The sequence below is a fragment of the Streptomyces xinghaiensis S187 genome, from assembly GCF_000220705.2.
GTDB classification, from domain to species: domain Bacteria; phylum Actinomycetota; class Actinomycetes; order Streptomycetales; family Streptomycetaceae; genus Streptomyces; species Streptomyces xinghaiensis.
In genome coordinates this window covers 6,339,202-6,361,964 of record NZ_CP023202.1, presented here as the reverse complement: position 1 = coordinate 6,361,964, position 22,763 = coordinate 6,339,202, and the positions used below count along the sequence as shown (strand labels likewise).

The following is a 22,763-nucleotide window of genomic DNA, read 5'->3' as shown; positions in this document are numbered from 1 at the left end:
CGCACTTTCGCGCGAACGTTACCGTATCGCGATCAGATGACCAGTTCGACGGTCTCGCCCGGAGGAGCGCCCGACACCCTTTCGGCCTCCAGCGCGTTCTGCAGGATGACCACGGCCGCGGCCTGGTCCACCACCGAGCGACCCTTGCGGGAGTTCACACCGGAGGCCCGCAGGCTCTGTGCCGCCGTGATCGTACTCATACGCTCATCGACCAGCCGCACCGGGACCGGTTGAACGATCTTGGCGAGCTCCTGGGCGAAGGCTCTGACCTTGGCCGCGGCCGGGCCCTCCGTCCCCCTGAGGGAGCGGGGCAGCCCGACCACGACCTCGATCGGCTCGTACTCGGCGACGATCGCCGCCAACCGCCGGTGGGCGGCCGGGACATCGCGTCCCGGCACGGTCTCCACCGGGGTGGCGAGGATCCCGTCGGGGTCGCACGAGGCGACCCCGATCCGGGCGTCCCCGACGTCGACGGCGATTCTCCGCCCGCGCCGGAGCGCCCGGTTCTCGTCCGTCATCCCGTCAGGCCTTCTCGGCGACGAGCCGCTCGACGGCGGCCACGGCCTCGTCGACGGCGGCCGGGTTCTGCCCGCCGCCCTGGGCCACGTCGTCCTTGCCGCCTCCGCCGCCGCCGAGCGTCTTGGCGGCGGTGCGGACCAGTTCGCCGGCCTTGATGCCGCGCTCGCGGGCGGCCTCGTTGGTGGCGATCACGGTCAGCGGACGGTCCTTGACGACGGTGAACAGGGCCACCACGGCGGGCCGGCCGCCCTGGATCCGCCCGCGCACGTCGAGGACGAGCTTGCGCAGGTCGTCGGCGCCGGTGCCGTCCGGGACCCGCCCGGCGGCCAGCGCGACACCCCGGACGTCCTTGGCGCCGGCGGCCAGGCCGGCGGCGGCCTGCAGCACCTTCTCGGCGCGGAAGCGCTCGATCTCCTTCTCGGCGTCCTTGAGCTTGGCGAGCATCCCGGAGATCTTCTCCGGCAGTTCCTCCGGGCGGCCCTTCACCAGCTGGGTGAGCTGGGAGACGACCGTGTGCTCGCGGGCGAGGAACTGGTAGGCGTCCACACCGACCAGAGCCTCCACCCGGCGCACGCCGGAACCGATGGAGGACTCCCCGAGCAGCTTGACCAGGCCCAGCTGGGCGGTGTTGTGGACGTGCGTGCCGCCGCACAGCTCCTTGGAGAAGTCCCCGATGGTGACCACGCGCACCCGGTCGCCGTACTTCTCGCCGAACTCGGCGATGGCGCCCTGCTGCTTGGCCTCGTCCATCGACATCACCTCGGCGGTGACGTCGAGTTCGCGGGCCAGCACCTCGTTGATCTTCTGCTCGACATCGGTGAGGACCGTGCCGGGGACGGCGGTCGGGGAGCCGAAGTCGAAGCGGAAGCGGCCGGGGGCGTTCTCCGAGCCGGCCTGGGCGGCGGTCGGGCCCAGGGCGTCGCGCAGCGCCTGGTGGGTGAGGTGGGTGGCGCTGTGGGCGCGGGCGATGGAGCGGCGGCGGATCACGTCGATCACGGCGTGGGCGCCGGCGCCGAGCGTGACCTCACCGACCTGGACGACGCCCTTGTGCACGCTCACGCCCGGCACGGGCTGCTGTACGTCGCGCACCTCGACGACGGCCCCGGTGTCGAGCCGGATCCGGCCGGTGTCGGCCTGCTGGCCGCCGCCCTCGGCGTAGAAGGGGGTGCGGTCGAGGACGACCTCGACCTCGTCGCCCTCCTGCGCGGCGGGCGCGGGCACGCCGTCCACCAGCAGGCCGACGACGGTCGACTCGCCCTCGGTGTCGGTGTAGCCGGTGAAGACGGTGGCCCCGGCGCGGTCGGCGACCTCGCGGTAGGAGGAGACGTCGGCGTGGCCGGTCTTCTTGGCGCGGGCGTCGGCCTTGGCGCGCTCCCGCTGCTCCTTCATCAGCCGGCGGAAGCCCTCCTCGTCCACGGAGAGGCCCTGCTCGGCGGCCATCTCCAGGGTGAGGTCGATCGGGAAGCCCCAGGTGTCGTGGAGCAGGAAGGCCTTGTCGCCGGGGAGGACGGTCCGCCCGGCGCTCCTGGTCTCGGAGACGGCGGTGTCGAGGATGTTGGTGCCGGCCTTGAGGGTCTTGAGGAAGGCGGCCTCCTCGGCGAGCGCGACGGTCTCGATGCGCTTGCGGTCGGTGATCAGCTCCGGGTACTGCTCGCCCATGGTCCCGATGACGGTGTCCACGAGTTCGCCGACGACCGGCCCGGTGGCGCCGAGCAGCCGCATGTTGCGGATGGCGCGGCGCATGATGCGGCGCAGCACGTAGCCGCGGCCCTCGTTGCCGGGGGTGACGCCGTCGCCGATGAGCATCACGGAGGTCCGGAGGTGGTCGGCGACCACGCGCAGCGAGACGTCGGAGCCCTCGGCGGCGCCGTAGCGGACGCCGGTGAGCTCGGTGGCCTTGTCCATGACGACGCGGAGGGTGTCCGTCTCGTACATGTTGCGGACGCCCTGGAGGATCATCGCCAGCCGCTCCATGCCCAGGCCGGTGTCGATGTTCTTGCTGGGCAGCTCGCCGAGGATCGGGAAGTCCGTCTTGCCGGAGCCCGGGCCGCGCTCGTACTGCATGAAGACCAGGTTCCAGATCTCCACGTAGCGCTCGTCGTTGACGGCCGGACCGCCCTCCTCGCCGAACTCCGGGCCGCGGTCGTAGTTGATCTCCGAGCAGGGACCGCAGGGGCCGGGGACGCCCATGGACCAGTAGTTGTGCTCCTTGCCCAGGCGCTGGATGCGCTCGGCGGGCACGCCGACCTTCTCGCGCCAGATGCGCTCGGCCTCGTCGTCCTCCTCGTAGACCGTGATCCAGAGCTTCTCCGGGTCGAGGCCGTAACCGCCGTGCTCGACGGAGCCGGTGAGCAGCTCCCAGGCGAGCTCGATGGCGCCTTCCTTGAAGTAGTCGCCGAAGGAGAAGTTGCCGCACATCTGGAAGAAGGTGCCGTGCCGGGTGGTCTTGCCGACCTCTTCGATGTCCGGGGTGCGGACGCACTTCTGGACGCTGGCGGCGCGCGGGTACGGCGGCTTGACCTCACCGAGGAAGTACGGCTTGAAGGGCACCATGCCCGCGGGGACCAGCAGCAGCGTCGGGTCGTCCGCGATCAGCGACGCCGACGGGACGACGGTGTGCCCCCGCTCCTCGAAGAAGCTCAGCCAGCGGCGGCGGATTTCAGCCGACTCCATCAGTGGTCCTCATTCCGGTTGTTCGGGTTGGTCGGGCCCAGCGCGGCCGGACGGCGCGGCGGGGGCAGGTGCTGTGGACCGTCCTGGGCGGCGATGCCCAGGGCGTCGTTGAGTTCGAGTTCGCGCTGCGCCATGCCGGCCTTGACGTCGAGGGCGAAGTCCTTGAGGCGGTGGCCCGCCTCGACGGCCCTGTCGGCGGCCTGCGCCACCAGGCTCTCCGGGGTGAGCCGCTTCAGCGTGCGGTTGACCTTGGTGGTGGCCCACACACCGGTGGCGGCGCCTGCGGTGAACCAGAACATACGGCGGAACATCGGTCAGCCTCTCCCTCGCCGGTCGCCCCGGCCGCCCTTGCGGGCCGGGGGCACCGCGCGACTCCTGATCACGGTGCGGCGCTGCCCCTGCGGCGCGCCCTTGCGTCCGATTGCCCTGCGGACGCCGTAGCCGAACGCGGCGACCTTCACCAGCGGGCCGCCGAAGGCCGAGGCGACGGTCGAGGAGAGCGCCGAGGCGTTGGAGGTGACCTCCTGGACGTCGGACGCGATGGCGTCGACCCTGCTGAGCTGGGTCTGCGCGGAGCGGACCGTCTCGGAGGCCTCGCCCAGCAGCGGGACGGCGTGCTCGGTGACGTCCGCCACCAGGCGGGTGGCCGCTCTGAGCACCTGGGCCAGCCTCACCAGCACCACGGCCAGGAAGGACACCAGGATCGCCCAGAAGACGGCTACGAGAATCCCGGCCACTTCTCCACCGGACACCTTGGCACCGCTCCCTCAGACGACTGCGACCCGGATGCGCCCCGGGAGGTCACCGGCCCCGGCCGGGGCCCGCGCGCCGGGCGGCGGGCCGGGCGGGCCGGTCCGCCAGGCGGTCCGGCCTGTTCGGCGGCGCGGGACCTGGCAGAAGCCTAGCGTCTCGCGCCGACGGCCCCGTACCCGATTTGCCGTGGCGCCGGACGGCCCGGCCGGGCCGGAACGCGGACCGCCGCCTCCCCCGGGTGTGGACGGGAAGACGGCGGATTCCGCGCGGCGGCCGCGCCCGCGAGAGGCGATACGTTTCCGCGGGCGCCGGCCGGCGTGAGCGGGCGTCAGCGGGCGTAGTACTCGACGACCAGCTGCTCGTCGCAGATGACCGGGATCTCCTTGCGGTTGGGGTCCCGGTCCAGGCGGAAGGCCAGCGCCTGGAGGTTGACCTCCAGGTAGCGCGGGGTCTCGCCGTCGGTGTCGTAGCCGCCCTCGCGGGCGACCAGGAAGGGGTGCTTGGTGCGGCTGCGCTCGCGGACCTGCACCACGTCGTCCGGGCGGACCCGGAAGGACGGCTTGTCGACCTTGCGGTCGTTGACCTGGATGTGGCCGTGGACCACCATCTGGCGGGCCTGGTAGATCGTGCGGGCGAGGCCCGACCGCAGGACGAGCGCGTCCAGACGGCGCTCCAGCTCGACGATGAGGGCTTCGCCCGTCTTGCCTTCGACCTTCCGAGCGCGGTCGTAGGCACGGGCCATCTGGCGCTCGCTGATGTCGTACTGGGCGCGCAGACGCTGCTTCTCCAGCAGCCGGACCTTGTAGTCACTGTTCTGCTTGCGGCCACGGCCGTGCTCGCCCGGCGGGTACGGGCGGGCCTCGAAGTACTTGACGGCCTTCGGCGTCAGGGCGATGCCCAGGGCACGTGACTTCTTGACCTTGGGACGCGACTGGTTCACGGGGAAACACCCTCCATGTAAGTTAGGTGAGGCTTACCTTATCGGAGGAGAACGCATGTTTCGACCTGGGAGCCCCATGCCCGGCTCCGGCCGTCCCACGGAATCCGTGCCGGCCCCTGCCGGGACGACGGGTCAGCCGCGCCCCTGGGAAGACGCCCGGCAGCCGACGGCGGCCGAACGCGTACGTACCCTCGCGGAGTCGAACGCCTCCGCCGTGCTGACCATTCCGGGCACGGACTCGGGCGGTTGGGGCGCCGGTGCGCCCTCGGCACGCGCCGTCACGGCGGACGGGGACGTGCTGCTGCTGATGCCTGGGGACTCCCCCGCGGCTCGCGCCGCGGCCCCTGCACAGGACGACGAGCTCACCGCCCTGATCGAAATCTCGGACGTCGCGCCCGTCGCCGTACCCCATCGTATCCGGGGCCGGGCGTGGCTCGGCGGCTGGCTGACCCCGCTCCGGGGCCCGGAACGGGCCGAGGGGCTGGCGCTGCTCGCCCGTACGCACCCGGGGGCCGTCCCGGCCGGCGGCGGTGATCCGGGCACCCGGGCGGTGCTGCGGCTGGAGGTCGGCGAGGCCGCGGTGGACGACCTCTGGGGTGCGGAACCCGTCGAACCGGACGCCTTCGCGGCCGCCGTGGCCGACCCCCTCGCAGGTCAAGAGGCGGTGATCCTCCAGCACTTGGCCACCGCGCACGGTGACGCGCTGCGCGGGCTGTGCGGGCTGCTCGGCGAACGGGCCGACCGGATCTGCGGCGCGCGCGGCCGGGGCGTACCGCTCTCGCTGGACCGCTTCGGGCTGCGCGTCCGCTTCACGGAGGGCGCCGAACCGGTCTTCGACGCCCGCTTCGACTTCCCCGAACCGGTGAGGGACGTCACAGAAGTCCGGCACGCCCTGGGGGCGCTGTTCACCGCCGCGGACGGGGACCGGTGAGGGCCAGCACCGCGGCCGCCCCCGTCGGCGTCCGGCAGCCGGCGCGGACCCTCCGGCCGTCGGCGGGGGCGGACCCCGGGTCACCGGCAAGCCGCTCCTCGATGACCGGCGCGCGGGGATGACCGGCGCGTGGGGAAGAAGGCGCCGCGCCCATTCCCCGCGGCCTTCCGGCCGGGCTCAGGCGGAGCCGCGCGGGGCGCCCAGCGCGGTGAGCCGGTTGCCGTGCAGGGGCCGGGTGCGCCAGTGCGCGGTGACCGTCCGGTCCGCGAGGGAGCAGGTCAGCGCCAGGCGGTGCGGGGTCTCCAGGAACACCGTCTCCACAGCCAGCGTCCCGGCATCGGTCCAGCCGCCGCTCACCGCGGTGGGGACGGGTTCCTCGGCGACCGTCCAGCCCTCCCCGCCGACGCGCAGATCCAGCCGGTCCGGACGCTCCGGCCGGTCCCCTTCGCCGGTCAGCGTGAGCGTCCAGCCTTTCGCGTCCCGGGCGAGCCCGGCCGCCCGGACCGGTCCGGGCTCCCCGGAGGACGTGAACGCGGTGGCTGCCCAGTCCCCGGCCCGCTCCGGGGGTCCGGACCGGCCCGGGGCGGGTGGCAGGGCGAGGCGGTCGAGGCGGTCCCGCAGTTCCGCGTCGGCGGCCTCCCGGCCGGGCAGCGGCCCGGGGCCGAAGGCGGGCAGCAGATGCTCCCAGACGAGGTTCAGGAACTCCTGCATCCGTTCGGTCGCCGCGGTCGTCGCGATCACCGCGTCCTGCTCCGGCAGCACCAGGCAGAACTGGCCGTACGCGCCATCGCCCCGGTAGCCGTGCCGGGACATCCAGAACTGGTAGCCGTAGCCCCGGTCCCAGTCCTGCCGGTCCGCGTCGCCCATGGCTCCTGCGGTCGGTATGCGGGGGCGCGCCGCCCGGGCCGCCCACCCCTCGGGCAGCAGCCGCCGGCCCTGCCATACCCCGTCGCGCAGATACAGCTCCCCGAGCCGGGCGACGGCGCCGGTGGTGGCGTGCAGTCCGCTGAAGCCGAGCTCGCGGCCGGTGCGGTCGCGCCGCCAGGACACCTCCCCGATGCCCAGCGGATCCAGCAGCCGGGGCCGCAGGTACCCGGTGAGCGACTGCCCGGATACGCGCTGGACGATCGCGGCGAGCGTGTAGGTGGCGGGCTGGTTGTAGGCGAAGACCGTGCCCGGGTCCTGGTCGGGCGGCAGCAGGAGGAATCCCCGGACGGGCTCGGCGGGGTCCCGTTGGTAGGCCTCCTCGACCGTGTCGCGCCGGTGGCCACTCGCCATGGACGCCACGTGCCGGACGAGCAGGGCGCGGCTGCGCGGATCGGTGATGCCGGCCTCGAACTCCGGGAAGTACGAGACGACCGGCGCGTCGAAGTCGAGCAGGCCCTCGGCCTCGGCCAGGGCGGCGGCGGTCCCGGTGAAGCTCTTGCTGAGCGAGTACAGCAGGTGGGGGCGTTCCGGGGTGTACGGCGCCCACCAGCCCGAGGCGACGAGCTGTCCGTGCCGCACGATCATCAGGCTGTGGGGCTCGATCCCGGGGGCGGCCTCCAGTGCGTCGAGGAAGGCGTGGACGCCAGCCGCGTCGACGCCCTGGGCGGCGGGGCCGGAGGAACTGAGGGCAGGGTCGGTCATGGGAGCATCCTCCCCCCGCCGGCGGAGCGCGATCGAGCCGGTTCCCGGCCCGCCGCCGGGGACCCGCCGGTCATCCGGCGTTCCCCTCCTCCCCCGCCGGCTCGCCCCCGGAACTCTCCGGGCGTTCCTCCGCCGGGGGCCGGGACGGTGCGCGCTCCGGCGGGCGCGGCGGTGAATCACCGCGGAGGCGGGCCCGGACCCGCTCGGCGACCTCCGCGTAGCGGGCCTCCGTCCCGTAGCGCGTGGGCTCGTAGTAGCGCTTGCCGTGGACGGCGTCCGGGGCGTACTGCTGCGCGGCGATGCCACCGGGGACGTCGTGCGGATAGACGTAGCCCTGCGCGTGGCCGAGCTTCTGCGCGCCCTTGTAGTGGCCGTCGCGCAGATACGGCGGTACGGGGCCGGCCAGCCCGGCGCGTACGTCCGCCAGGGCCGCGTCGATCGCGAGGTAGGCGGCGTTGGACTTGGGCGCCAGGGCGAGGGCGATCACCGTCTGGCCCAGCGCGATCCGGGCCTCCGGGAAACCGATCAGGGCCACCGCCTGGGCCGCGGCGACGGCGGTCTGGAGGGCCGTCGGGTCGGCCATGCCGATGTCCTCGCTGGCGGAGATCATCAGCCGCCGGGCGATGAACCGCGGGTCCTCGCCCGCCTCGATCATCCGGGCCAGGTAGTGCAGCGCGGCGTCCACGTCCGAGCCGCGGATGGACTTGATGAGGGCGCTGGCCACGTCGTAGTGCTGGTCGCCGTCGCGGTCGTACGTCACCGCCGCCCGGTCGACGGCCTCCTCCAGCGCCCGGAGGGTGATCTCCTTCTCCCCCTGCGAGATGGCCGATCCGGCACCGGCCTCCAGGGCGGTGAGCGCGCGGCGGGCGTCGCCGCCGGCGATCCGCAGCAGATGGTTCTCCGCGTCCGCCGTCAGGGAGACCGCGCCGCCGAGCCCGCGTTCGTCCGCGACGGCGCGGCGCAGCAGGTCGCGCAGGCCCTCGTCGGTCAGCGGCTCCAGGGTGAGCAGCAGCGAGCGGGAGAGCAGCGGGGAGATGACCGAGAAGTACGGGTTCTCGGTGGTGGCGGCGATGAGCGTGACCCAGCGGTTCTCCACGGCCGGGAGCAGGGAGTCCTGCTGGGCCTTGCTGAAGCGGTGGATCTCGTCGAGGAAGAGCACCGTCTCCTTGCCGTAGCCGCCGGAGGCGCGGCGGGCGCCGTCGATGACGGCCCGCACCTCCTTCACCCCGGCGGTGATCGCGGAGAGCTCGACGAAGCGCTTGTTGGTGGCCTGGCTGACGACGTACGCGAGGGTGGTCTTGCCGGTGCCGGGCGGGCCCCAGAGGATCACCGAGGACGGGCCGGCCGGGCCGCCCTCCCCCTCGCCGACGAGCCGGCGCAGCGGCGCCCCGGGCCGCAGCAGGTGCTGCTGGCCCACCACCTCGTCCAGGGTGCGCGGACGCATCCGTACGGCCAGGGGGCTGCTCGCCGGGTCCTTGCTCTGACGGTCCTCGGCGGCGGCGGTGAACAGGTCGGGCTCCACGACGGAAACCCTAAGGCACCGCGCCGACAGCGCCGTCCGGGCCGGGTGCGCGGGGGCAGCCGGCGGAGCCGGGAGGGGCGAGGGCTCAGCCCGTCCAGAAGTCCCACCAGCGGGTCAGGATCAGCATGCCGATGGCGCCGATCCAGACCACCGGCAGCACCCAGTGGAACTCCGCCACCGCGCGGCGCAGGCCGTCCGGCGCCGGGACGAGGCGGTGCCGGATGTTGTGCGCGGTGACGTAGCTGAACATCACGATGGTGGCGACCCAGGCGAGGTTGCACCACAGGCAGAGCGAGCCGATGACGTACAGCGACTGGTACATGAGCCACATGCAGAAGCCCACGCCGAAGAGGGTGCCGGCGTTCAGGCCGAGCCAGTACCAGCGGGGGAAGCGGGCGCCGCCCAGCAGGGCCACGCCGATGGCGATCACCATGCCGTAGGTGACCAGGCCCAGCATGGGGTTGGGGAAGCCGAAGACGGAGGCCTGGTCGCTCTCCATGATGTTGCCGCAGGAGACGACCGGGTTGAGGCTGCAGCCGGGGGTGAAGGTGGTGCCCTCCGCCTTGGCCTCCAGCAGCTTGTACTTGTCGAGCGTGATGACCCAGGCCGCGAGGAGGCCCGCCGCGCCGGTGATCACCAGCATCAGGGCGAAGGCGCGGCCGCTGCCGAGGGCGCCGCGGACACCGGCCGTCCCGTACCCCGCGCCCCCGCCGCCGTCCCCGTCGGTGGCGGACACGTCATCCCGCTCTGTCATCGTCATATCGCCGTTTCCGTCGCTTCCGTCGGTCCCGTGGCCGGTGCCGGGCGGGCCTCGCACATTGTGGCACCGGTCGGCGCCCCCGTCCGGCCGGTCAACCGGACGAGGGACATCCGGCCGAACATTCTTCCGCACCGGTTGTTCGGCGGCCATAAGGAGAACCGGCCGGGACGTGCTGGGGCCCGTACGGAAGCGCATCCGTACGGGCCCTCACCACGGGGCGGCGGCCGTCCGCGTCGTCAGCCCAGGCCCAGGGCGGCCCGGACCGCCGCGACGGCCCCGTCGGCCGGTACGGCCCGCTGCTCGCCGCTCTCCAGGTCCTTGACCTGGACGACGCCCTCGGCCAGATCCCGCTCCCCGGCGACGAGGGCGATCCGCGCCCCGCTGCGGTTCGCCGACTTCATGGCGCCCTTGAGACCGCGGCCGCCGTAGCTGAAGTCCGCCGCGACCCCGGCCCGGCGCAGCTCGGTGACCACGCCGAAGAGCACGCGCCGCGCCTCCTCGCCGAGCGGCACCGCGTACACCTGGGTGGCCGCGGGCAGGGCGAGCTCGACGCCCTCGGCGCGCAGGGCGAGCACCGTGCGGTCCACGCCGAGCGCCCAGCCGACGGACGGCAGGGACGGCCCGCCGATCATCTCGGAGAGCCCGTCGTACCGCCCGCCGCCGCCGACCGCGGACTGCGAGCCCAGGCCGTCGTGGACGAACTCGAAGGTGGTGCGGGTGTAGTAGTCCAGGCCGCGGACCAGCTTGGTGTCGTCCTCGAAGTCCACGCCCGCGGCGGTCAGCAGCTCGCGCACCTGTTCGTGGTACGCCGTGCAGGACGCGCACAGATGGTCGCGCATCATCGGCGCCCCGGTGAGCTGCTTCTGCACCGCTTCCCGCTTGTCGTCGAGGACCCGCAGCGGGTTGATCTCGATGCGCCGCCGGGTGTCCTCGTCGAGGTCGAGCCCGCGCAGGAAGTCCTGGAGCGCGGCGCGGTAGACCGGGCGGCACTCCTGGTCGCCGAGCGAGTTCAGCAGCAGCCGGAAGTTCCTCAGGCCCAGCGACCGGTAGGCGTCCACGGCGAGGATGATCAACTCGGCGTCGAGCGCCGGGTCCTCGGCTCCGATGGCCTCGGCGCCGACCTGCGAGAAGTGCCGGTAGCGGCCCGCCTGCGGGCGCTCGTAGCGGTAGTACGAGCCGGAGTACCAGAGCTTCACCGGGAGGTTCCCGGCCTTGTGGAGGTTCGCCTCCAGCGCGGCGCGCAGCACGGAGGCGGTTCCCTCGGGGCGCAGCGCCAGCTCGTCGCCGCCCTTGGTGGTGAGGGTGTACATCTCCTTGGTGACGATGTCCGTCGACTCGCCGACACCGCGCGAGAACAGCTCGACGTTCTCGAAGCCGGGGGTCTCGGCGTAGCCGTAGCCGGCCCGGCGCAGCGGGGCGGAGATCGCCTCCCGCACCGCGAGGTACACGGCGGAGTCGGGCGGGAGCAGGTCGTACGTGCCCTTGGGGGCCTTGAAGGTGCTCACTGGGGAGATTCTTCACATTCCTCGTCGTGGAACGGCCGGTCCGGCCGTTCCGGGGCCGGCGGCCACCTCCCGCAGGAACGGGTTGGCGGCGCGCTCGCGGCCGATGGTCGTCTGGGGGCCGTGGCCGGACAGCACCACCGTCGAGTCGTCCAGCGGCAGGCACACCCGGGCCAGCGACCGGAGCAGCTCGGCGTGGTCGCCGCCGGGCAGGTCGGTGCGTCCGACGGAGCCGGCGAACAGCAGGTCGCCCGAGAAGAAGACCTGCGGCACATCGGCCCGCTCGGGCATCCGGAAGGTCACCGACCCCTTGGTATGCCCGGGCGCGTGCGCGACGGCGAACTCCAGGCCGGCCAGCTCCAGCTTCGCCCCGTCGGCCAGTTCCCTGACGTCATCGGGCTCTCCGATCGTCAGCTCGCCCATGAGCTGCTGTCCGATCGAGAGGCCGAGGGCCTTCTCCGGGTCGCTCATCATGTAGCGGTCCTCGGGGTGGATCCAGGCCGGTACGTCATGCGCGCCGCAGACGGGCACGACCGAGGCGACGTGGTCGAGGTGCCCGTGGGTGAGGACGACGGCGACGGGCTTGAGACGGTGCTTGGCGAGCGTCTCCTCGACGCCGGGGGCCGCCTCGTGGCCCGGGTCGATGATCACGCACTCCTCGCCCGCGGCGGGGGCGACCAGGTAACAGTTGGTCCCCCAGGCCCCGGCGGGGAACCCGGCAATGAGCACAATCGTCCCCAACATGTGGTCCGGTAACTGATGTCGGTCAGGTCAGAGCCTACCGGCGGCGGTCCACCGGCCGCGAACCCGTATACGGTACGGCCAGGTTCCGCGCCGGCCGGGCGCACCGGGGCGGACCACGACGGACACGAGCAGGACCACGAGGGACAAGACCGGCAGAACGACCGACGCAACGACCGGCACAACGACCGACAGACCCTTCACGTCACGAGGAGACGGACCGGTGGCCACGAGCGACCAGCGGCGGAGAGAACTCGCCCGGAAGAAGTTCGAGCGGCAGCAGGAGCGCCGCGCCCAGCGGCGCAGGGCGCGCCGCCGCAACGCGGTGATCGCGGCCGCGGTGGCCGCCGTTCTCGTCGCGGGCGCGGCGGCGGCCGCCACGGCGGGCCTGGGCGGCGACGACCAGAAGAAGGACGACGCCGCGGCCTCCCCGGAGGCGTCCGCGACGAGCAAGGCTCCCGACCCCTGCGACGAGCCGGCCGAGGGCGAGCCCGGCACCGAGCAGTGGAAGAAGGAGCCGGCGATGACGATCGACACCTCGGCCTCCTACGTGATGGAGCTGGAGACCACCTGCGGCGACATCGGCATCACGATGGACGCGGAGAAGGCACCGCGCACCGTCAACTCCTTCAACTTCCTGGCGGGCGAGGGGTTCTTCGACCACACCAAGTGCCACCGGCTGACGGAGTCCGGCATCTACGTCCTGCAGTGCGGCGACCCGAACGGGACGGGGCAGGGCGGCCCCGGCTACACCATCCCGGACGAGAACCTCAAGGACCCGAAGCTCAAGGGGAACGTCTATCCGGCGGGCACCGTGGCGATGGCCAACAAGTACAACGCCGCGGAGAAGAAGGGCCGGGACAGCGGCGGCAGCCAGTTCTTCCTCGTCTACCAGGACAGCCAGCTGCCGCCCGACTACACGCCGTTCGGGACCGTCGGCGAGGAGGGCATGAAGGTGCTGAAGAAGATCGCCGACGCGGGCGCCGCCGCCCCCGACGCGACGCAGAACACCGCGCCCAACGCCACCGTCGTGATCAACAAGGCGACGGTGCGCAAGTCCTGAGCCGCTCGGTATGCCAAATCCCGGCCGTCCGGATGCGGACAGCCGGCCCGGGATTCGCCTATGTTTGGCGTGTAACCGGTCAGGGCGATTGAGCCGGCCCGGGCCCCTCCTCCCCGCAGGGGGCGAGGAGGGCGGAACTGTGGACGATGCCCGCGAGCCGTGAGCTCGTGGCGGCATCATGTGGAGGAGGCGCTGTGAGCAGCGACCCGTGGGGCCGCGTCGACGAGGCGGGGACCGTGTACGTGCGTACGGCCGAGGGCGAGAAGGTCGTCGGATCGTGGCAGGCCGGCTCTCCCGACGAGGCCCTTGCCTACTTCGAGCGCAAGTACGAAGGGCTGGTCGTGGAGATCGGCCTCCTCGAACGCCGGGTGCGGACGACCGACCTGTCGTCCAAGGACGCGATGACGGCCATCGGCCACATCCGGGAGCAGATCGACGCGCACCACGCGGTGGGCGACCTCGACGCCCTGCGGCAGCGGCTCGACAAGCTCGTCGAGGTCGTCGAGGCGCGGCGCGAGGAGCGCCGGGCGGCGAAGGCCCGGCAGTCCGACGAGGCCCGGCAGGCCAAGGAGAAGCTGGTCGCCGAGGCCGAGGAGCTGGCGGGCAGTGATCAGTGGCGGTCGGCCGGCGAGCGGCTGCGCGCACTGGTCGACACCTGGAAGGGGCTGCCCCGGCTCGACCGCAAGACGGACGACGAGCTGTGGCACCGCTTCTCCCACGCCCGTTCGGCGTTCTCGAAGCGGCGCAAGGCGCACTTCGCCGCGCTGGACGCGCAGCGCGAGGAGGCCCGGCAGGCCAAGGAGAAGCTGGTCGCCGAGGCCGAGGCGCTCTCCGGCTCGACCGACTGGGGCCCGACGGCCGCCCGGTACCGCGAGCTGATGTCCGCCTGGAAGGCGGCGGGCCGCGCCCAGCGGGAGGCGGAGGAGGACCTGTGGAGCCGTTTCCGCGGCGCGCAGGACGTCTTCTTCCAGGCCCGCTCCGCGGCGTTCTCGGAGCGGGACGCCGAGCAGCGGGAGAACCTGACCCGCAAGGAGGAGCTGGTGACCGAGGCGGAGAAGCTCCTGCCGGTCACCGACCTCAAGGCGGCGCGGGCGGCCTTCCGTTCGGTCAACGAGCGGTGGGAGGCCATCGGCCACGTACCGCGCGACGCCCGCCCCAAGATCGAGGGCCGGATGCACGCGGTCGAGCGGGCCATCCAGGAGGCCGAGGAAGCCGAGTGGCGGCGGACGAACCCGGAGGCGCGGGCCCGCGCCGAGGGGCTGACCGGCCAGCTGCAGGCCGCGGTCGACAAGCTGCGCGGCCAGGTGGACGCGGCCCGCGCCGCGGGCAACAACGCCAAGGCCGACAAGCTCACCAAGGAGCTGGAGGGCCGTCAGGCCCTGCTGGACCAGGCGCTCAAGGGCCTGCAGGAGTTCGGCGGCTGAGCAGCCTAGCCCCCGTATGGGCAGGGACGCGGGACGGCCCCGGTGCGCACTGCATGCGCACCGGGGCCGTTCGCCGTTCCCGTTCCCGCCGTTCTCACGGCCGGCGGGCCGAGGTGATGCGGTAGACGTCGTAGACGCCCTCCACCGTGCGGACCGCCCGCAGCACATGGCCGAGATGCTTCGGGTCGCCCATCTCGAAGGTGAAGCGCGAGGTGGCCACCCGGTCCCGGGAGGTCTGCACGGCCGCGGAGAGAATGTTGACGTGCTGGTCGGACAGCACGCGGGTGACGTCCGAGAGCAGCCGCGACCGGTCCAGCGCCTCGACCTGGATGGCCACCAGGAAGACGGAGGACTGGGTCGGCGCCCACTCCACCTCCAGGATGCGCTCGGGCTGCTGGGAGAGCGAGTCCACGTTGACGCAGTCCGCGCGGTGCACCGAGACGCCGCTGCCGCGGGTGACGAAGCCGATGACCGGATCCCCCGGCACCGGGGTGCAGCAGCGGGCCAGCTTCACCCAGACGTCGTCGACGCCCTTGACCACCACGCCCGGGTCGCCCTTCGCCCGCCGCTTGGTCCGGGGGCGCAGCGGCGTGGACTCGGCGAGGTCCTCGTTGGCCTCGTCCTCCCCGCCCAGGGCGTGGACCAGCTTCTGCACGATGTTCTGCGCGGTGACATGGCCCTCGCCGATGGCCGCGTAGAGCGAGGAGATGTCCGGGTAGCGCAGTTCGTGCGCCAGCGTGACCAGCGAGTCCCCGGTGAGGATGCGCTGGATGGGCAGATTCTGCTTGCGCATCGCCCGGGCGATGGAGTCCTTGCCGTGCTCGATGGCCTCGTCGCGGCGCTCCTTGGAGAACCAGGCGCGGATCTTGTTGCGGGCCCGGGGCGACTTGACGAAGCCGAGCCAGTCCCGGGACGGGCCGGCGCCGGGCGCCTTGGAGGTGAAGACCTCGACCAGATCGCCATTGTCCAGGGTCGATTCCAGCGGTACGAGGCGGCCGTTGACGCGGGCACCGATGGTGCGGTGGCCGACCTCGGTGTGCACGGCGTAGGCGAAGTCGACGGGGGTGGCGCCGGCGGGCAGCGCTATGACGTCGCCCTTGGGGGTGAAGACGAAGACCTCGTTGCGGGAGAGGTCGAAGCGCAGGGACTCCAGGAACTCGCCCGGGTCCTCCGTCTCCTTCTGCCAGTCCAGCAGCTGCCGCAGCCACGCCATGTCGTTGATGGCGTCGTCCTTGCCGCCGACTCCCCGGGGGGCGTCGGTGCGGACCTTGGAGGCGCCCGCGACGGCCTCCTGCTTGTACTTCCAGTGCGCGGCGATGCCGTACTCGGCGCGGCGGTGCATGTCGAAGGTGCGGATCTGCAGCTCGACCGGCTTGCCGTTGGGCCCGATGACCGTCGTGTGCAGCGACTGGTACATGTTGAACTTGGGCATCGCGATGTAGTCCTTGAACCGCCCCGGCACCGGGTTCCAGCGGGCGTGGATGGTGCCGAGCGCCGCGTAACAGTCGCGGACGGTGTCCACCAGGACGCGGATGCCCACCAGGTCGTAGATCTCCGCGAAGTCACGGCCGCGGACGATCATCTTCTGGTAGACGCTGTAGTAGTGCTTGGGTCGGCCGGTGACGGTGGCCTTGATGCGGGCGCCGCGGAGATCGGCCTGGACCTCGTCGGTGACGATGGCCAGGTACTCGTCGCGCTTGGGGGCGCGTTCGGCGACGAGCCGCACGATCTCGTCGTACATCTTGGGGTAGAGGATCGCGAAGGCGAGGTCCTCCAGCTCCCACTTGATGGTGTTCATGCCCAGCCGGTGCGCGAGCGGGGCGTAGATCTCCAGGGTCTCGCGGGCCTTCTGCTCCTGCTTCTCCCGCTTGAGGTAGCGCATGGTGCGCATGTTGTGCAGGCGGTCGGCGAGCTTGATGACCAGGACCCGCGGGTCCTTGGCCATGGCCACGACCATCTTCCGCACGGTCTCGGCCTGGGCGGCCTCACCGAACTTGACCTTGTCCAGCTTGGTGACCCCGTCGACCAGCAGGGCGACCTGGTCGCCGAAGTCGCGGCGGAGGGTGTCCAGGCCGTACTCGGTGTCCTCGACGGTGTCGTGCAGCAGGCCCGCCATGAGCGTCGCCGGGTCCATGCCCAGCTCGGCGAGGATGGTCGTCACCGCGAGCGGGTGGGTGATGTACGGGTCGCCGCTCTTGCGCTTCTGGCCGCGGTGCCAGCGCTCGGCCACCTGGTAGGCCCGCTCGATCTGGCGGAGCGTGGCACTCTCGATCTTGGGGTTGTTGCTGCGGACGATGCGCAGCAGCGGTTCGAGCACCGGGTTGTACGGGCTGGAGCGCTGCACCCCGAGCCGGGCCAGCCGGGCGCGCACCCGGTTGGAGGAGCCGGAGCGCGCGACGGCGCCCGGCGCGGGGCGCGCCGTGGCGCTCACGCCGTTCGAGCGGGCCTCCGTGGCGGGGGGCTTCGGCTTGGGTGCGGAGAGTGGCGTCACCGGCTCGGCCGCGCTCCCGTTCCGGCGCGCGGTCGTGTCCTGCGCCGCCGTGGTCTCGGCGGGCTTCTCCGGCTGCGTCGCGGCGGTGAGCGGCTTGGCCTTGTCCGGCAAGAGCACTCCTCAGGGGGGTGGCCTCTCCCCGCGGGCAGCCGGGGAGACGGGTCCGGACTCCCGTTGAGATCCGGACATCCATGGTATCGGCCCCCGGTGAATCGGCGCGGCCCGGCTCCCGCCGGGGCCGGGGAGGCGGGCGTGACGAGGGCGGACGCCCAGGTGGCGCCCGCCCTCGGTCATGCTGTGATCCGCGTCTCAGAGGGTGAGGAGGACCTCCAGCGGGGCACCGGAGAGCGACCGCTCGAGCCGCTGCCGGCCGTCGAGGAAGCTCAGCTCCATGAGCATGGCCACCCCGGCGACACCGGCTCCGGCCCGCCGGATGAGCGACAGCGACGCCTCGGCGGTCCCGCCGGTGGCCAGTACGTCGTCGATCACCATCACCCGGTCGCCGGGGTCCAGGTCCTCGGCGTGTATCTCGATCTCGGCGCTGCCGTACTCGAGGTCGTACGCCTGGCCCAGGGTGGCCCCGGGCAGCTTGCCGGCCTTCCGGACGGGGACGAAGCCCAGCCCGGCGCGGACGGCGGCGGGGGCGGCGAGGATGAACCCGCGCGCCTCCAGTCCGACGACCTTGGTCGCGCCGTGCCGCAGGCACAGCTCGGCGAGGGTGTCGGTGAGCGCGCCGAAGGCGGCCGGGTCGGCCAGCAGCGGGGTGATGTCCTTGAACGTCACCCCCGGCTTCGGGTGGTCGGGGACATCGCGGATGCGGCCGAGGAGCCGGCTCCGCAGCTCCTGGGACACCGGGGCCGTGGCGGTCACGGGATCACCTCCGCCTTCCGGAGGCGCGCCCGCGTCCGCGTCCGCCGCGGGCGGCGGGCGGGCGGGGTACGTCGGCGGAGGTGGCACCGGCCGGGGCGGCGGCCCGCGGCTCCGGGGTGCCGTCGGCCTCGTCCTCGGCGCCGGTCTCCCAGTCCTCGTCCTCCCGGCCGGTGTCCTCCCCGGCGGGGCCGTCGGCACCGTCCTGCTCACCGGCCGCCTCCCGGCGGGCGCGCTTGCCCAGCACCCGGCGGTCGTGCGCCTTCACGTCCGGCTGGCGGAGGCGCAGGTCCACGGAGATCGGGGTGGCGATCATGATCGAGGAGAACGTACCCGCGGTGAGGCCCACGAAGAGCGACAGCGCGATGTCCTTCAGCATGCCGCCGCCGAGCAGGCCGCTGCCGATGAAGAGCAGCGCGGCCACCGGCAGCAGGGCGACCACCGAGGTGTTCACCGAGCGGATCACCGTGGCGTTGATGCCGAGGTTGGCCAGTTCCCCGTAGGTGTAGCGGGTCTGCTTGGTGTAGCTCTGGGTCTTCTCCTTGACCTTGTCGAAGACCACCACGGTGTCGTACAGCGAGTAACCGAGGATCGTCAGCACACCGACCACGGTGCCCGGAGTCACCTCGAAGCCGACGATGGCGTAGACGCCGACGGTGATGATCAGGTCGTGGAGGAGGGCGACGAGGGCGGCCACGGACATCCGCCATTCGAAGGCGATCGCCAGATAGACGCTCACCAGGGCCAGGAAGACCACCAGGCCCTGGATGGCCTTCGTGGTCATCTGGTCACCCCAGCTGGGGCCCACCAGTTCGACGTTGAGGTCCTCCGCCGCGATGCCGAGCTCCTCGGCGAGGGCTTCCCGGGTCTCGCCGGACTGCTCGGTGGTCAGCTCCGTGACCTGGATGCGGAGCGCGCCGCTTCCCAATTCCTGGACGCGGGCGTCGCGCCCGGAGGTCTCCCGGACCGTCTCCCGCGCCTGCTCGACGGAGATGGGGGCCGATGGCTGGGTGGTGAAGACGGCTCCGCCCTGGAACTCGATGCCCAGGTACAGCCCGCGGACGCCCAGACCGGCCAGGGCCGTGATGACGACGAGCAGCGTGATGCCGTACCAGAACTTGCGCCGGCCGACGAAGTCGTAGCTCAACTCGCCGCGGTACAGCTTGCCACCGAGGGTGCCGAGTCGTGACATCTCATGCCTCCTTCGGGTCGGTGGTGGCGAGGGCCGGGCGGCGCCGCCCGCGCAGGGGCGGGCTGGCACCGAGCCGTTTCGGGTCGAGCCCGGACTGGGGGTGCCCGCTGGTGAAGAACGTCCGGCCGGACAGGATCGTCATCAGGGGCTTGGTCAGGAAGAAGACGATGGCGATGTCCACGGCCGTCGTCAGGCCCAGCACGAAGGCGAAGCCCTGCACCGAACCGACCGAGACGATGAAGAGCACGACGGCGGCGATGATCGAGACGACGTCGGAGACCAGGATGGTCCGCCGGGCGCTCGGCCAGGCCCGGAAGAAGGCCGACCGGATGGTGCGGCCCTCGCGGATCTCGTCCCTGATCCGCTCGAAGTAGACGATGAAGGAGTCCGCCGTGATGCCGATGGCCACGATGGCACCGCAGACGGCCGGGAGGCTCAGCGCGAAGCCGATGGCCGGGCCGAGCAGCGTCATGATCACGTAGGTCAGGAGGGCGGCGGCCACCAGGCTGGAGACCGCGACGAGCCCCAGGACCCGGTAGTAGAAGAACAGGTAGACGACGACCAGGGCCAGTCCGATGGCTCCGGCGATCAGGCCCGCCTTGAGCTGCTCGGAACCGAGCGTGGGAGAGATCGTCGTCACGTTGCTCTCCTCGAAGGAGAGCGGCAGGGCGCCGTAGGACAGGACGTTGGCCAGGTCCTCGGCGGACTGCTGGGTGAAGCTGCCGGAGATCTCGGCGTTGCCGCCGCCGATGCGGGTGTCGACCGACGGCGCGGAGACGACCTCGCCGTCCAGGACGATGGCGAACTGGTTCGGCTGCTGCTGGGAGATCCGCTCGGTGGCGTCCGCGAACTGCTCGGCGCCCTTGCCGTTGAAGTCGAGGGTGACCACCCAGCCCTTGCCCGTCTGGGAGTCGAAGAGCGCCTTGGCGTCGTCGACCTCCGTGCCGGCGACATCCGTCGGGCCGAGCGCGTACTTGACGGTGCCCTCCTGGTCGCAGGCGACGGTGTTGTCACCGGGCTTGTCGCCCTCGCCGGCCTTGGCACGCTCCTCGGGCTTCGAGCAGTCCAGAGCGTCGAGCTTCTTCTGGAGCTCGGCGGGGATCCCGGATTCCGGCGCGGGGGCCTCGGGGGTGCCGGTCTCGCCGGGGGACTGCGTGGGCGCCGCCTCGGGCTTCTCCGAGGCGTCGGCGGCGAGCGCGTCGGTCAGGGCACGGCCCTGGGTGGTGGCGGAGGGAGACGGCTCCGCGGACTCGGCGTCCTTCTCCCCGCTCTCCCCGGCCTTGTCGCCGTTCTTCCCCTCGTCGTCCGCGCCGGCCGAGGGGCTCCCGGTGGGCTCGGGGGCGGGTGCGCCCTGCGCGACCCCGAGCACCGGCCGGAACTGCAGCTGGGCGGTCGTACCGACCTGTTCCCGCGCCTGCTCCTCGTCGGTGCCCTTGGGGAGGTTGACGACGATGTTGCGGTCGCCCTGGGTCGTCACCTCGGCCTCGGTCACACCCAGACCGTTGACACGGCGGTCGATGATGCCGACCGCCGTGTTCATGTTGGTCTGGTTGATCGCGTTCTGCTCACCGGGCTGGTTCTTGGCGGTGAGCGTGATGGTCGTCCCGCCCGCGAGGTCGATTCCCAGTCGCGGTGTGGTGTGCCCGGAGAGGAACATCCCCCCGGTCAGCGCCACCACGGCGATCAGGAACAGGACCAGGGTGCGCCCCGGCCTGCCCTGGGCCCCCGAGGGGCGCCGGCCCTTCTTCGGTGCTGCCACCTTCTCGATTCTCCCTGTCCAACCGCACCGCATCGGTCGTGAGCGGGCGGCCACGAAGTGTAATGGAGGACGGTGCTCCGCGGGTACGGACGTCCGGCGGGCGGTGGTGCCCGGTGCGGCGGTGCCGTGTCCCGGTCTCGGACGACGGCGCCCGGCGCGGGCGGTCGCAACCCGCGGACGTGCCTACTTCGCGCCGGTGCCGCCGTCGTCCTTCTTGTCGGCCTCGGCGGCCTCGGCGGCCTCGCTGTCACCGGTCCGGTCTCCCGCGGCGTCGCCGGCCGGCCGCTCGTCGTCGGCGGCGTCCTTGCCGAGGTCGACCACGGGCTCGTCACCGGCCGCCGGACGGTCCGCCGCGGTGAGCGAGGACGCGTCGTCCGGGACGACCGGGGTGCCGGACTTGAGCTCGCCGCCGTCGAAGTCGGTGCCGTGCACGATGCTGTTGTACTCCGCGTCCTCGAGGACCGCGGCGACGGCGTTCTTGGCGTAGACGGCGTGGACCCCGGGAGCGACCTCCAGGAGGACCGTGTCGTCGCCGACCTCCTTGACGGTGGCGTACATGCCCCCGATCGTGCGGATACCGGTGCCCGGCTGCATCTGGTCACGCATCGCGGCGGCCTGCTGCTGCTTCTTCTTCGCCGAGCGGGTCATGAGGACCATGGCCCCGATGAGCACGATGAAGGGGAGGAGAGTGACGATATTCACGGGACGGGGTTTCCTTCGCACGACCGCAGGGGATGCGGCCTGGTATTCGGGGGTGGGTGCGCCGTCCGGTGCATGGGACGGCATCGGCGGAGTCTAAGCGAGTTCGCGCCGATGGAACAACGTCCAGCATGGCACCGGGGTTCCGGGGCAGGCGAGGGGACCGCGCCGTCACACCCCGAAGAGGCCCTGCTGACCGCCGGAGCCGCCCGCGTTCTGCGGCGGCCGCAACCCCAGATGCTCCCAGGCCGCCGGGGTGGCGACCCGGCCGCGGGGGGTGCGGGCCAGCAGCCCCTCCCGGACCAGGAAGGGCTCGGCCACCTCCTCGACCGTCTCGCGCTCCTCGCCCACCGCGACGGAGAGGGTGGACAGGCCGACCGGTCCGCCGCCGAACAGCTTGAGCAGCGCGCCCAGGACGGCGCGGTCGAGCCGGTCCAGGCCCCGGCCGTCCACCTCGTAGACGCCGAGGGCGGTCTCCGCGATGGAGCGGGTGATCACCCCGTCCGCCTTGACCTGGGCGTAGTCCCGGACCCGGCGGAGCAGCCGGTTGGCGATCCGGGGCGTGCCGCGGGAGCGGCCGGCGATCTCCGCGGCCCCGTCGGACTCGATCTCGACGTCCAGCAGCTGGGCGGAGCGGTGCAGCACCCGCTCCAGCTCGGCGGGCTCGTAGAAGTCCATGTGCCCGGTGAAGCCGAAGCGGTCGCGCAGCGGCGGCGGCAGCAGCCCGGCCCGGGTGGTGGCTCCGACCAGGGTGAAGGGCGGGAGTTCCAGGGGGATGGCGGTGGCGCCGGGGCCCTTGCCGACGACGACGTCGACCCGGAAGTCCTCCATCGCCATGTAGAGCATCTCCTCGGCGGGCCGGGACATCCGGTGGATCTCGTCGAGGAAGAGGACCTCCCCCTCCGCGAGGGAGGAGAGGATCGCGGCGAGATCGCCGGCGTGCTGGATGGCCGGGCCGGAGGTGATGCGGATCGGGGCGCCCATCTCCGCGGCGATGATCATGGAGAGGGTGGTCTTGCCGAGGCCCGGGGCGCCGGACAGCAGGACGTGGTCGGCGGTGGCGCCGCGCTGGCGGGCGGCGCGCAGGACGAGGTCGAGCTGCTCGCGGACCCGCTCCTGGCCGACGAACTCGCCCAGGTTCTTCGGGCGCAGCGCCGCCTCGATGGCCTGGTCCTCACCGGCGGCACCGGCGTCCACCAGCCGCTCCCCGGCCTCGGTTCCGGCCGCGGTGTCGGTAGGGGTGTCGTCCCAGTTCATGGTCTCTCTCAGCTCGGCGGGTGCCGGTGACCGGGTCCGGC

Annotated in this window: 19 protein-coding genes; 3 read left to right on the top strand and 16 right to left on the bottom strand. The window is 72.5% G+C overall.

Features of this window, described 5'->3' with window-relative positions:
* Nucleotides 1-32 precede the first annotated feature (32 nt).
* The 5 genes from ruvX to rpsD form a co-directional block, all read right to left on the bottom strand.
* Nucleotides 33-518 (bottom strand): Holliday junction resolvase RuvX, encoded by a 486-nt coding sequence (gene ruvX / locus SXIN_RS27175; protein WP_019708736.1) that lies wholly within the window; start codon nucleotides 516-518, stop codon nucleotides 33-35.
* A gap of 4 nt (nucleotides 519-522) precedes the next feature.
* Nucleotides 523-3,192, bottom strand: coding sequence for an alanine--tRNA ligase (gene alaS / locus SXIN_RS27170; protein ID WP_019708737.1), 2,670 nt, complete (start codon nucleotides 3,190-3,192; stop codon nucleotides 523-525).
* The gene (locus SXIN_RS27165; RefSeq protein ID WP_019708738.1) at nucleotides 3,192-3,503 is read right to left on the bottom strand and encodes a DUF6167 family protein; all 312 of its coding nucleotides are present in this window, start codon (nucleotides 3,501-3,503) and stop codon (nucleotides 3,192-3,194) included. The genes alaS and SXIN_RS27165 overlap by 1 nt, the downstream gene beginning before the upstream one ends.
* Nucleotides 3,504-3,506: 3 nt before the next feature.
* Nucleotides 3,507-3,944 (bottom strand): DUF948 domain-containing protein, encoded by a 438-nt coding sequence (locus SXIN_RS27160; RefSeq protein WP_078650219.1) that lies wholly within the window; start codon nucleotides 3,942-3,944, stop codon nucleotides 3,507-3,509.
* 329 nt (nucleotides 3,945-4,273) lie between these two features.
* A complete protein-coding gene (gene rpsD, locus SXIN_RS27155) occupies nucleotides 4,274-4,885 on the bottom strand; it encodes a 30S ribosomal protein S4 (RefSeq protein WP_019708740.1) in 612 nt (203 codons plus the stop codon).
* Between the two features lie 55 nt (nucleotides 4,886-4,940).
* On the opposite strand from rpsD, the gene SXIN_RS27150 reads away from it, so the two are divergent.
* Complete coding sequence (locus SXIN_RS27150; protein WP_039821186.1) at nucleotides 4,941-5,816, top strand: DUF2470 domain-containing protein; 876 nt, start codon at nucleotides 4,941-4,943, stop codon at nucleotides 5,814-5,816.
* A gap of 177 nt (nucleotides 5,817-5,993) precedes the next feature.
* On the opposite strand, the gene SXIN_RS27145 is transcribed toward SXIN_RS27150, so the two are convergent.
* The 5 genes from SXIN_RS27145 to SXIN_RS27125 form a co-directional block, all read right to left on the bottom strand.
* A complete protein-coding gene (locus SXIN_RS27145) occupies nucleotides 5,994-7,445 on the bottom strand; it encodes a serine hydrolase domain-containing protein (protein ID WP_095757673.1) in 1,452 nt (483 codons plus the stop codon).
* 70 nt (nucleotides 7,446-7,515) lie between these two features.
* Nucleotides 7,516-8,967, bottom strand: a complete 1,452-nt coding sequence (locus SXIN_RS27140; RefSeq protein WP_019708743.1) for a replication-associated recombination protein A — start codon at nucleotides 8,965-8,967, stop codon at nucleotides 7,516-7,518.
* Nucleotides 8,968-9,052: 85 nt separating this feature from the next.
* Nucleotides 9,053-9,727, bottom strand: coding sequence for a vitamin K epoxide reductase family protein (locus SXIN_RS27135; protein WP_019708744.1), 675 nt, complete (start codon nucleotides 9,725-9,727; stop codon nucleotides 9,053-9,055).
* Between the two features lie 236 nt (nucleotides 9,728-9,963).
* Nucleotides 9,964-11,232 (bottom strand): histidine--tRNA ligase, encoded by a 1,269-nt coding sequence (gene hisS, locus SXIN_RS27130; RefSeq protein WP_019708745.1) that lies wholly within the window; start codon nucleotides 11,230-11,232, stop codon nucleotides 9,964-9,966.
* Nucleotides 11,233-11,244: 12 nt separating this feature from the next.
* Entirely contained in the window at nucleotides 11,245-11,958 is a 714-nt protein-coding gene (locus SXIN_RS27125) for an MBL fold metallo-hydrolase (protein WP_019708746.1), read from the bottom strand.
* Between the two features lie 235 nt (nucleotides 11,959-12,193).
* On the opposite strand from SXIN_RS27125, the gene SXIN_RS27120 reads away from it, so the two are divergent.
* On the top strand, nucleotides 12,194-13,033 hold the full coding sequence (locus SXIN_RS27120) for a peptidylprolyl isomerase (protein ID WP_095757672.1): 840 nt from the start codon (nucleotides 12,194-12,196) through the stop codon (nucleotides 13,031-13,033).
* 194 nt (nucleotides 13,034-13,227) lie between these two features.
* A complete protein-coding gene (locus SXIN_RS27115; RefSeq protein WP_019708748.1) occupies nucleotides 13,228-14,457 on the top strand; it encodes a DUF349 domain-containing protein in 1,230 nt (409 codons plus the stop codon).
* 94 nt (nucleotides 14,458-14,551) lie between these two features.
* Here SXIN_RS27115 and SXIN_RS27110 read toward each other — a convergent pair whose 3' ends face one another.
* The 6 genes from SXIN_RS27110 to ruvB form a co-directional block, all read right to left on the bottom strand.
* Nucleotides 14,552-17,059: a RelA/SpoT family protein gene (locus tag SXIN_RS27110; RefSeq protein ID WP_095757671.1), complete on the bottom strand. Its 2,508-nt coding sequence runs from the start codon at nucleotides 17,057-17,059 to the stop codon at nucleotides 14,552-14,554.
* 198 nt (nucleotides 17,060-17,257) lie between these two features.
* Entirely contained in the window at nucleotides 17,258-17,818 is a 561-nt protein-coding gene (locus SXIN_RS27105; protein WP_019706488.1) for an adenine phosphoribosyltransferase, read from the bottom strand.
* Nucleotides 17,819-17,822: 4 nt separating this feature from the next.
* Nucleotides 17,823-19,007, bottom strand: coding sequence for a protein translocase subunit SecF (gene secF, locus SXIN_RS27100; RefSeq protein ID WP_095757670.1), 1,185 nt, complete (start codon nucleotides 19,005-19,007; stop codon nucleotides 17,823-17,825).
* 1 nt (nucleotide 19,008) lies between these two features.
* Nucleotides 19,009-20,766, bottom strand: coding sequence for a protein translocase subunit SecD (gene secD, locus SXIN_RS27095; RefSeq protein WP_019708751.1), 1,758 nt, complete (start codon nucleotides 20,764-20,766; stop codon nucleotides 19,009-19,011).
* A 183-nt stretch (nucleotides 20,767-20,949) separates the two neighbouring features.
* Complete coding sequence (gene yajC / locus SXIN_RS27090; protein WP_019708752.1) at nucleotides 20,950-21,468, bottom strand: preprotein translocase subunit YajC; 519 nt, start codon at nucleotides 21,466-21,468, stop codon at nucleotides 20,950-20,952.
* A gap of 168 nt (nucleotides 21,469-21,636) precedes the next feature.
* Nucleotides 21,637-22,722 (bottom strand): Holliday junction branch migration DNA helicase RuvB, encoded by a 1,086-nt coding sequence (ruvB, locus tag SXIN_RS27085; protein WP_019708753.1) that lies wholly within the window; start codon nucleotides 22,720-22,722, stop codon nucleotides 21,637-21,639.
* Nucleotides 22,723-22,763: the final 41 nt, after the last annotated feature.

Coding starts and splice junctions, on each gene's coding strand:
- ruvX (WP_019708736.1), bottom strand. CDS start 518: ATGACGGACGAGAACCGGGCGCTCCGGCGCGGGCGGAGAATCGCCGTC.
- alaS (WP_019708737.1), bottom strand. CDS start 3,192: ATGGAGTCGGCTGAAATCCGCCGCCGCTGGCTGAGCTTCTTCGAGGAG.
- SXIN_RS27165 (WP_019708738.1), bottom strand. CDS start 3,503: ATGTTCCGCCGTATGTTCTGGTTCACCGCAGGCGCCGCCACCGGTGTG.
- SXIN_RS27150 (WP_039821186.1), top strand. CDS start 4,941: ATGTTTCGACCTGGGAGCCCCATGCCCGGCTCCGGCCGTCCCACGGAA.
- SXIN_RS27145 (WP_095757673.1), bottom strand. CDS start 7,445: ATGACCGACCCTGCCCTCAGTTCCTCCGGCCCCGCCGCCCAGGGCGTC.
- SXIN_RS27135 (WP_019708744.1), bottom strand. CDS start 9,727: ATGACGATGACAGAGCGGGATGACGTGTCCGCCACCGACGGGGACGGC.
- secF (WP_095757670.1), bottom strand. CDS start 19,007: ATGTCACGACTCGGCACCCTCGGTGGCAAGCTGTACCGCGGCGAGTTG.
- ruvB (WP_019708753.1), bottom strand. CDS start 22,722: ATGAACTGGGACGACACCCCTACCGACACCGCGGCCGGAACCGAGGCC.